At 50.2% G+C, this 9,517-nt stretch carries 10 protein-coding genes and 1 tRNA gene; 5 read left to right on the top strand and 6 right to left on the bottom strand.

The features are described from left to right. The first annotated feature begins 50 nt into the window (after positions 1–50). Positions 51–123 (top strand) — tRNA-Met (locus tag AC3DOM_RS09155). Between the two features lie 115 nt (positions 124–238). Here AC3DOM_RS09155 and AC3DOM_RS09150 read toward each other — a convergent pair. After that, the gene (locus tag AC3DOM_RS09150; protein WP_487918738.1) at positions 239–613 is read right to left on the bottom strand and encodes a hypothetical protein; all 375 of its coding nucleotides are present in this window, start codon (positions 611–613) and stop codon (positions 239–241) included. Positions 614–764: 151 nt separating this feature from the next. On the opposite strand from AC3DOM_RS09150, the gene rplI reads away from it, so the two are divergent. From rplI to AC3DOM_RS09130, 4 genes are all read left to right on the top strand, one after another. Next, positions 765–1,406, top strand: coding sequence for a 50S ribosomal protein L9 (rplI, locus tag AC3DOM_RS09145; protein WP_487918737.1), 642 nt, complete (start codon positions 765–767; stop codon positions 1,404–1,406). Between the two features lie 75 nt (positions 1,407–1,481). Continuing rightward, complete coding sequence (locus AC3DOM_RS09140; RefSeq protein ID WP_487918736.1) at positions 1,482–2,972, top strand: helix-turn-helix domain-containing protein; 1,491 nt, start codon at positions 1,482–1,484, stop codon at positions 2,970–2,972. An 81-nt stretch (positions 2,973–3,053) separates the two neighbouring features. Next, on the top strand, positions 3,054–4,403 hold the full coding sequence (gene rimO / locus AC3DOM_RS09135) for a 30S ribosomal protein S12 methylthiotransferase RimO (RefSeq protein WP_487918735.1): 1,350 nt from the start codon (positions 3,054–3,056) through the stop codon (positions 4,401–4,403). Positions 4,404–4,482: 79 nt separating this feature from the next. Further along, positions 4,483–5,481: a 3'(2'),5'-bisphosphate nucleotidase gene (locus tag AC3DOM_RS09130; protein WP_487918734.1), complete on the top strand. Its 999-nt coding sequence runs from the start codon at positions 4,483–4,485 to the stop codon at positions 5,479–5,481. Between the two features lie 107 nt (positions 5,482–5,588). Here AC3DOM_RS09130 and AC3DOM_RS09125 read toward each other — a convergent pair whose 3' ends face one another. From AC3DOM_RS09125 to AC3DOM_RS09105, 5 genes are all read right to left on the bottom strand, one after another. Next, positions 5,589–6,098: a DUF4149 domain-containing protein gene (locus AC3DOM_RS09125; protein ID WP_487918733.1), complete on the bottom strand. Its 510-nt coding sequence runs from the start codon at positions 6,096–6,098 to the stop codon at positions 5,589–5,591. Between the two features lie 3 nt (positions 6,099–6,101). After that, positions 6,102–7,094: a hypothetical protein gene (locus AC3DOM_RS09120; RefSeq protein ID WP_487918732.1), complete on the bottom strand. Its 993-nt coding sequence runs from the start codon at positions 7,092–7,094 to the stop codon at positions 6,102–6,104. An 18-nt stretch (positions 7,095–7,112) separates the two neighbouring features. Further along, a complete protein-coding gene (murJ, locus tag AC3DOM_RS09115; RefSeq protein WP_487918731.1) occupies positions 7,113–8,654 on the bottom strand; it encodes a murein biosynthesis integral membrane protein MurJ in 1,542 nt (513 codons plus the stop codon). Positions 8,655–8,657: 3 nt separating this feature from the next. Beyond that, on the bottom strand, positions 8,658–8,843 hold the full coding sequence (locus AC3DOM_RS09110; protein WP_487918730.1) for a hypothetical protein: 186 nt from the start codon (positions 8,841–8,843) through the stop codon (positions 8,658–8,660). 112 nt (positions 8,844–8,955) lie between these two features. Then, the coding region (locus tag AC3DOM_RS09105) for an SDR family oxidoreductase (protein ID WP_487918729.1) at positions 8,956–9,517 on the bottom strand (562 nt) is incomplete at its 5' end.

Here is a 9,517-nt window from a genome sequence, read left to right as displayed (position 1 = left end):
TCAACGCCGTTGACAAAAAAAAGAGACCATAGTAATATTTGCTCCGCTATGGCGAGGTAGCTCAGTTGGCAGAGCGGAGGACTCATAAGCCTTAGGTCGTGGGTTCAAGTCCCACTCTCGCCACTTTAGCAAAAACCTGTCTGAAAAGACAGGTTTTTCATTTAAATAACGGAGGCAAGCCCGATTAAACGCGTGGAGCGGATATGTGCCCATTGGTTATTGCGAAGCATTCAGAGATTTATCTCCCAAAAAAAAGCTCCATCCAGACCTGCCATTTTTTTATACGCTCAGGTACAGGTGTCGGAATAAATGTATCTGGCAGCGGAGGGCCATCCGAGGGCAAAGGCACAATTCGTTGGTCCCCTTCCTGGATTTCCCCACTATTTCTGGCTTCTCTTTCTGTAATGGCGTCTGATGTTGCTTCTGCGATTTGGGTTTGCAACGTGATCTGGGTCTGGTTCACTTCTGTAGCCTCAGCACGAACGGTGAGTGCTTTATCGTTAAGCTGATTTAGCTTGTCAAGGCGGGAATTATAGTCCATCATCAAAAAAACGAGCAGGACAACGCCCGCGATAATTGCCATTTCTTTAAAATAATTTTTCCAGGATTTCATGCTCTTATCTTACTAGTGCTCTGTATCTTTGGCAAGATTAAATCCGATCCAGTAATTTGACGGCCTTCATTCCCTCTGGTATACTTTCGGGTCGGAGCGTAGTACCCTTCGCTCCGTATTAATCTTATATTCCGAAGGGCTTGAGAAAAAAATGAAAATCTTATTGATCAAAGACGTATTTAAGCTCGGTCGTGCCGGTGACGTGAAAAAGGTTGCAGATGGCTACGGCCGTAACTATTTAATCCCTCAGGGATTGGCGATCCTCGCCACTCCCGGCGCGCTCAAACAAGCTGACCGCATCCGCTCGAAAGCCTCAGAACGACGTGAGGCTCTTAACAATGAGTTAGGTGGCCTGGCTGAACAGATCGAGGGTTTGCGACTGCTCTTCTCTGCTAAGGCTGGTGATTCTGATAAACTCTACGGTTCCATCACAACCCAACAAATTGCTGATGCCGTTGAAAAAGAAACCAGCTTCAAAATAAAAAAACAGCAGATCGAAGTCCAGCCGATCCGCACCTTAGGCAAACATATTGCCAAGGCACGTTTAACAATGGATCTTGTCCCTGAGTTCAATGTTGTGGTTTACCGTGAAGGCGAAGCCGCTCCTGCGGAAGGGGAAGAATATGTTCCAGGCGTTGAGGAAGAAGAAAATGTTGAAGCCTCAGTTATGCCAGAAGCTGTAGAAGAATTAGATGCTTCTGAAGAAGCCGAAGTTGTAGATGATTCAGATGTAGTAGAGCCTGTAGAAGAAGCGGCAGAAAAAACAGAAGAAATCGAAGAAACCGAAGCCTAAATTTTTTCGTCACTTGAACACAATTACATCGCCGGTTCTCCTTTCATACAGGGGTCCGGTGATGTTGTCTTAACCATGTCTCTTACCATTGGTCAGCAACTCAAAAACGCCCGTCTTGACCACAACCTCAGCCTCGAGGATGTCTTTGAGAGCACACATATCCGCAGCAAATATCTCGAGGCTCTGGAAGCGGATGATTTCTCGGTCATGCCCTCTCCAGCGCAGGGGCGTGGCTTTTTGCGTCTCTATGCCCAACATCTGGATCTGGATATCGATTCCATTCTTGCCGAAATGCGCAACGCTGAGGTCACAAAGATTTCTTCTGAGTTTTCAAAAGTAGAGAAAGCATCTACCGCAGAAAGTGAGGAAATTCCTGAAGAAGAAACGGATGTGGAATCCTCCACTGATGAGAAGGAAGCCATATCTTTTTGGGTACGCTTGTTGCGTCGGATTGGCGTACCACGTTCAGGTCCTGAACCGGCTCCCGTGCAAGAGGCCGAATCTGATCCCATAGAGGAAGCAAGCCCAACTCTCGCACCCGAAGTGCTGCCAACACCTGATAAACCTGCCAGCGTCGACGAGAATATCGCTCACGAGTCATCCCATCCTCCAGAAGAATCTCGGATCATATTTGCAAGGATTGGCTCAATCCTGTGTGAACGAAGAGAGATGCTCAGCCTCACATATGAGGAGATCGAAGGGCACCTCCACCTGCGCCCTCATTATTTAGCTGCCCTCGAGTCGGGGAAATATGAATCCCTGCCTTCCTCTGTGCAAACCCGAGGCATGTTGAATAATTATGCTGATTTTTTGGACCTGGATACCGATGCAATTCTCCTGGAATTTGCAGAAGGGTTGCAAGCACAACGCATTGAGCGACATCTTGAGATGGCAGATCAGTTTCAGGGATCAATTAAAAAGAGAAGACGTAAATTTTCATTGGGTGGTTATGTTGCCCCAGACTTGATTTTTGGAGTGGGGCTAATCGCGCTTTTAATTGCCTTCTCAATTTGGGGGCTGGGAAGAATAGCCAAAACGCAGGTCGCAACAAGGGTGGAGGCAACTGCTCCCTCAATTTCAGAGATATTGATGAGCACCCCCACGCTGACTCTTGACGAAATCGTTACGCCGACTTTGCTTGTGGTGAATACCCCCGTAGTAGAAGCCGGGACGGTAGTTCCCCTGGATGAAACTATTTTTGAAGAGGAAAATCCCGGAGTACAGATTCTAGTGACAATTTTAGAGCGCGCTTGGATTCGCGTTAACGTGGATGGGAAACTTGTTTTTGAAGGTCGGGCTCAACCCAATGCGACCTTTGTTTATGAGGGAAATGAGCAAGTGGAAATTTTAACGGCCAATGGTGCAGGTGTACGCATTGCCTATAATCAACGTGATATGGGGTTGATGGGTGGCTTTGGTGAGGTAGTTCAGCGTATTTATGGTGCTCGCACCATCTTGACCCCAACGGTAACACCGACCCTCCCAGCCACCGTCACACCGACCCCAACAATTACCCCTTCGCCGACATTAACACCCCTTGCAACAGTAGTTGGGCCGGCCGATTAAAGACCAAAGAGAAATGTGCCTTTACCATTGTGATGGCTTATCGTTTGAAGTGCATTCTCCACTTATTATAGGTATAAAAATATGAAAGAAAATACTTTTCACTTAGTTTCATTAGGTTGTGCCAAGAACACAGTTGATTCTGATTCGATGGCGCAGCTTCTTTTGCGGGATGGTTACAATGCCTCGGAAGACCCAGCTCTGGCGGATGTGTTAATCGTCAACACTTGCGGATTTATTGGTCCCTCCCGTGATGAATCAATTGGCGTCTTGCGGGAGCTTGCGGAAGAGAAAGAAGAGGGGCAATTGCTGATCGCGGCTGGTTGCCTGACGCAGCGTTTTAGCGAATTAGTTGCCCAGGAAGTTCCCGGTGTAGATGGGATGCTCGGTACTCGTCGCTGGATGGATATTGTGCAGGTAGTAAAAAAGCTCCGAAATATGCGCAATAATTATCGCCCCGAAGTACTTTATCATTTACCGGAAAATGCCAAAACTGTTGGTACGGATGAAAGCGATATCTTACGGGCGAATGTCTTTGGTGCCAGCGCATATCTTAAGATCGCAGATGGTTGTCGTCGTCCATGCGCTTTTTGCTCAATCCCTCTTATTAAGGGAACTGCCGTCAGCCGCCCGCTGGAAGCCATCCTCGAGGAAGCACAGATATTAAGCGATAATGGCGTCCGTGAGTTGATCCTGATCGCTCAGGATACGACTGATTACGGTCATGATCTCGGCATGAAGGATGGGCTTGCCATTTTGCTTGAAGAGCTGACCGATTCTGTTGCCGAAATGGAATGGATCCGGATCATGTATGCCTATCCGGGTTATGTCACAGATCGTATGATCGATGTGATGGCCTCCCGACCACAGATATTGCCTTATCTTGATATTCCCCTCCAGCACGCCGCCCCAATGGCCCTGCGACGGATGAAGCGCCCCGCCAATATGGATTGGGTTCACAAAACCCTCGCCAAGATGCGTGAGCGCATTGAAAATCTGGCCATCCGCACGACTTTTATTGTCGGGTATCCTGGTGAAACCGAAGAGGAATTCCAGGCCCTGCTCGACTTTATTGAAGAGACACGCTTTGACCGTGTGGGTGCCTTCCAATTCTCCTTTGAGCCAGGCACGACCAGTGAGCCTTTGGGTGATCCAGTCCCGGCAGAAGTAAAGGAAGAACGCTGGGAACGCTTAATGGAAATCCAGCAAAAAATCTCATTGCAGATCAATCAATCTTTCGTTGGCAAGACGCTGGATGTGCTCATTGAAGGCTTTGATGATGGAATTGCCATAGGTCGCTCCTACCGTGATGCGCCTGAAATTGATGGCCTGGTCTTAATCGAAGGTGAAGCCGAAATTGGTGCAATGGTCCCCGTGCGCATTACCGGCGCAATGGCCTATGATCTGACGGGCGTTTTAGCGGAAACCAATTAAACACAAAGAGCACAAAGAAGTACAAAGTTTATCCTTTGAGAGCTTTTGTGACCCTGGTGTTTAGAAAAAAGGAAAATTCATGATCGATCTCAATGACCCTGAAATTATATTTGCGTTGAACGCAGTGCAGAAAGCTTCTCAGCTTATCCAAATGGTGCAAACCGAAACCGCTGCCTCTGCCCTTACCAAAGGTGATAAATCTCCCGTCACAGTCGCGGATTTTGCCTCGCAGGCGCTCGTTTCATATTTGCTGATGGTAGATTTTCCTGATGCGGTATTAGTGGGAGAAGAAGCCTCAGATGCACTAAAAGAAGAAGGGGCAGAGCATCTATTGGAACAGGTGACAGCCTACGCCGCTCGCTTCATACCCGAAGCCAAGCCTGCTTCCGTTTGTGAGTGGATTGACCGGGGAGCAGCAGATTCTGCCAACCGCTTCTGGACGCTTGATCCCATCGACGGTACGAAGGGTTTTATCCGTGGCGACCAGTATGCTGTCGCACTGGCACTTGTCGAAGAAGGGGATGTAAAGATCGGTGTTCTTGGCTGTCCCAACCTGACGGACGGATTTATCTCCGAACCGGGAGGGGAGGGATCACTTCTCATCGCGGTACGTGGCGAGGGGACCTGGTTAACGAGTATTGCCGGTTTCGAGAAAAATGACTGGAAACGGATTCAAGCCTCCCCGCGTGCGGAGGGGGTTGAGGCCCGTCTGATGCGCTCCTTTGAATCCGGGCATACGGATGTCAGCAAAATCGATAATTTCGCATCCGCATTAGGATCACAGGCTGAGCCTGTTCGGATGGATTCCCAGGTCAAATATGCGGTGCTGGCAGCAGGTGCGGGAGAGATCATCCTGCGGCTCCTTTCACCGAAGATGCCCGATTATCAGGAAAAAATTTGGGATCAGGCAGCTGGCTCACTGGTGTTGGAGGAGGCAGGCGGGAGGATCAGTGATCTTAGTGGCAAGCCACTGGATTTTTCGTCCGGGCGCAAACTGGTCAATAATCGTGGTGTGCTGGCAACGAATGGTCTGCTGCACGAAGCAGCATTGAAGGCTCTTAAGGATGTTGGCGCATAAACCAGGCTTAAAGCAAGGGACCGAGGATTTCTAAACACTCGGTCGCTTGTTAGAAAAAGGTCCCGTTCCCTTCAAGGGAACGGGACCTTCATTTTACAGCTTAATTTTTAAGCAGCCCTGGCCAGCGCAGTCATTCCTACAATGAGAATCGCCAAAATTAGATTGAGATTGAGCAATAAAGCTTCTCGTTTTCGCAAGGCAATCAATTCTGTCTCATCCCCGATTTTCTGCTGACGAAGCATCGCCCGCCGAAGGGAGGGCAGCAGCCACCAGGTTTGCGCAGCGCTGACGAGGATCATCAGCCCGAAAAAGATATGTTTGACCAGAATGGAAATCGCCCATTGTCCGCTGATGGCGAGAAAACCCTCGTAATTGGGGTTGGCGCTCATCTGGAACAGGCCTGTTACCAGCAAAAGCGCGAGGCTAAACCAACCCAATGGGTCCAGCCGATGCTGGATGGCTTCAAGCAATTGGCTTTGCGATTTAGTGTCGAGACTGCGGCGGGCAGCAGGTAAAACAAGCAAACTCAGTGCAACAAGGCTACCTAGCCAAATAACCGTTGCCAGCATATGTAGCCAATATATCAGGGCCAAAGCCCAAACGGGCGTGATGTCCATTGCTTATGGCGTGGGAACAGGTGTATCTATCGGAATTGGGGCTGGTTCGGGGGTTGCGGTTGGCGGATAACAGATATCATAGGCCTCGTAGGAATATTTTGTGGCAGTTTCATCCAACCCGCCATAGGCGAGCGCATTTGAATACTGCGCATAAGCACCACAAAAGTCATCTGCTAAAAAGCGTTCATCACCATACCGCATCAACGCGATCCGATAACGTTCCCCCGCCGTCATATTGGAGGCCGCATCCCAGACATTGGGGGCAAATGCCGCAAGCTGACCAAAGTAGTTTACAGCCTGCTCCCAGTTAATTTCCCAAAATGTAGCACCGGTGATATAGAGCCGTGCATTTGCACGCAGATTATTTGCGGTGCTATCCAGGGGTCCAAAACGCTCTGCCAAGGTCAGGAAGTAGATACCACCCTCAAGATCGCCTAGTTTGGCAATTTTATCTGCACCATTGTAGCGCAGGGCGAAATAATACATCCCATCCACTTCTGCGGTTCGGTAGTCAGGAGCTTCTTTTCGGAGTTGATCGAGCGCGGCGAGGGCATTTGTCCAATCACCGGTGTTGATAAGTTGTTGCGCATTATTAATGATCGCCTCCGCGCCGCGTAAATCAGGGGTGGGGGTGAGCGTTGGGGAAGGTGTAATTGTTGGGGTGGCGGTAAAAGTCATCCCCAAAATGGCCTGAGCCATCGCTTCAGCAGCACCGGGATAGGTGGGCTCATGTTGAACAATAAATTCAAAATGTTGGCGGGCATGGTCATAACGCCCTTCTGCCAGGGCGATGGCTCCGAGTTCGAATTGTTCGCCAAGAGCCTGGCCGATCTGGGTCGCTTCTGCGCTTTTTCGGATGCCGATCCCCGAGTTGTATCCGCCAAAGGCGCCCAGCGCGAGGATGAGGATGAATCCCAGTATGGTGATAAATAATCTTTTTCTACTGGTTTTTTTATTTGTTTTTACAGGTTGTGTATCTTCAATTGATTCAGACATGGGAGCTATTATACACGCTTAGAGATTAAATAGCAGGCGTATTTCTTTCCATACGATTGGCAATGCAATCCCCGCTCCAACCAACATCCCGATGATCGCGGTAAGCACTGCCCCGCCGGGTAAATAAAGAGCAACTGCGTAAGCGGATACTCCGCCGAGAAGGGCTGCCAATAATCCTCGGCCAAGGGATGGAAATGCCGAAACGCCCTCCGGGAGGCGTGCGTTCATTATGGCAAGCATCAATGCCGCTTCAATCGCTACCGCCAACTCTGCCAACGCGATCCCGATCGCACTCAGATGAGGATAATACTTCAACACGATCACTCCGCCCAGAATATAAAGACCAAAGCGGACGAAGATCGTCGCCAGAGGAATGAGGGCCTCTTTTCGGGCGTAGAAGGCCCGCGAGAGAACTTCCTGGAGGGCGTATCCGGCCAGGGTGAGCAAATAGGCACGGGCTGTCCATGTGAGCAGGGAGGTGCCATCCACGCCGAAGCCGAAGACCAGACGGACAAGCGGTAGCAAACCTGCGGCAAGAATGGCTGCGAAAGGCAAGGTTAACGCGATCAACACGCGGATGGCGTTCTCAATCGTTTCACGGAACTTTCCCCAATTTTCAGTGGCTGCATATTCAGAGATCGTTGGCAGGATGGCTGTCGCAATCGCTGTGCCGAGCAGGGTCTCGGGGACCTGCATGATCATCCAGCCATAGGTCAGGGAGGTGATCGCGCCGACCCCGAGCCGCGAGGCAAAATTATCGCGGGCGATGAAAATCAATTGGATTCCGATCATGGTGACCAGACGTGGCCCCATGATCTTGAGCGCCATAAGCACGCCTTCGTCCTTGAGTGTAAGTGAGGGTGTCCAGCGGAATTTATATTTGATCAGACCCGGGATTTGGATCCCGAGATGCAGGGTTGCACCAAGGATGACGCCATAAACAAGACCAGGGATGCCCAGCCCGAGGGCAGGGAAAGTGACCGGGCCGATTGTATAAGGCTCGGTGGGTGAAAAAACCAGCGCGCCAAATATTTGACCGATATTATATAGCGCGGGTGCCATTGCGGGCAGGAAGAAATGCTGGTTGGCTTGCAGACCGCCCATCACGAGACCGCTGACTGAGAAAATCGTCGTTGCGATCAGATTCAAACGCATCAGTTTGATGATCACGTCCTGCTCTTCGGGACCAAATCCTGGTGCGATACCTATCTCAGAGCGGACGATTTGCTCAGCAAAGATGGCGATAAAGATCCCAACTATGGCCGTTACTACAAAGGCGAGATTGGCAATCCTGGAGAACAGCTTCCATGCTTCGGGACGGCCACGGGTGGTCAGATATTCGCTCAGGATGGGGATCAGCGCCATCGACATCGCCCCACCTGAGATCAGCGCAAAGAGCATGTCGGGCAGGTTGTTGGCAACATTGAAAGCATCCAGCTCGAAGCTCAGGCTGAATTGGCGCGCGATAATGATCGAGCGCAAAAAGGCCAGCCCTTTATCCAGCGCGAAAAATCCTCCGATCAGGAAGGATGTGCGCGTAAGAAAAGAAAGCTTTCTCATCTTTTAGTGGTGATGTTCGGCGTCTCCGAAGTTCTCAGCGCCGGGTAGTTTATCAACCAGCTTTTCAGATTTATGGATCAATATGGGGAGGCATTGTGGGCAAATGAAGAGTTTCCCCGATTGATAATGCAGATCCAGCAAAGGAATTTCTTCTTCGGTCTTTTCACAATTCAGGCAAGACTTTGTCATTGTTTTCTCCAATAAATAGTTGTAAGTGCAGATTGTACCTTATTCAGTTGAAGGTTGGAAAGTTTCAAGTTGAAGGTTTTAGGCTGCCAACCTTTAACCTTCAACCTGTAACTTAAAGCGTTCCCTTATACATCCCACCATCAACGGTCAGCATCACGCCGGTAATATAGGAGGCGGCAGGCGAGAGCAGAAAGACAGCCGGATTGGCAAATTCCTGTGGATCGGCCATTCGCCCAAGCGGGCAGGCCTCCATTTGTTTGGCCATTTCCTCGTCCACGCTCGTGCCATTGGCTTGTGCCCGTGCTCCGAGCAATTCAAATACTCGATCAGTTTTTGTCCACCCGGGCAGGATCGAGTTGAAGCGGATCCCATCCCCGCCCAGTTCAAGGGCAAGAGTCTTCGTCAGCCCGACTGTTGCGGCGCGGATGCTATTCGAAAGCACCAAATTGGGGATCGGCTGCTTCACAGAAACAGAGGTGATCGTCAGCACGCTGGCTGCGTCCGATTTGCGCAGGTGGGGTAAGGCCGCCTTTATCAAGCGAACGTGGCTCATCAACGAAAGATCGATCCCTTTTGCCCAATCCTCTTCGCTAAAGGACTCGAATCCGCCCGAAGGGGGACCGCCTGCGTTCGTGACGAGCAGATCCAGCCCGCCGAGAGTCTTGATGGTTTCT

The organism is Candidatus Desulfolinea nitratireducens (assembly GCF_982879505.1).
The sequence above is the reverse complement of the archived record's forward strand: the minus strand, read 5'-3'. Positions and strand labels throughout refer to the sequence as shown.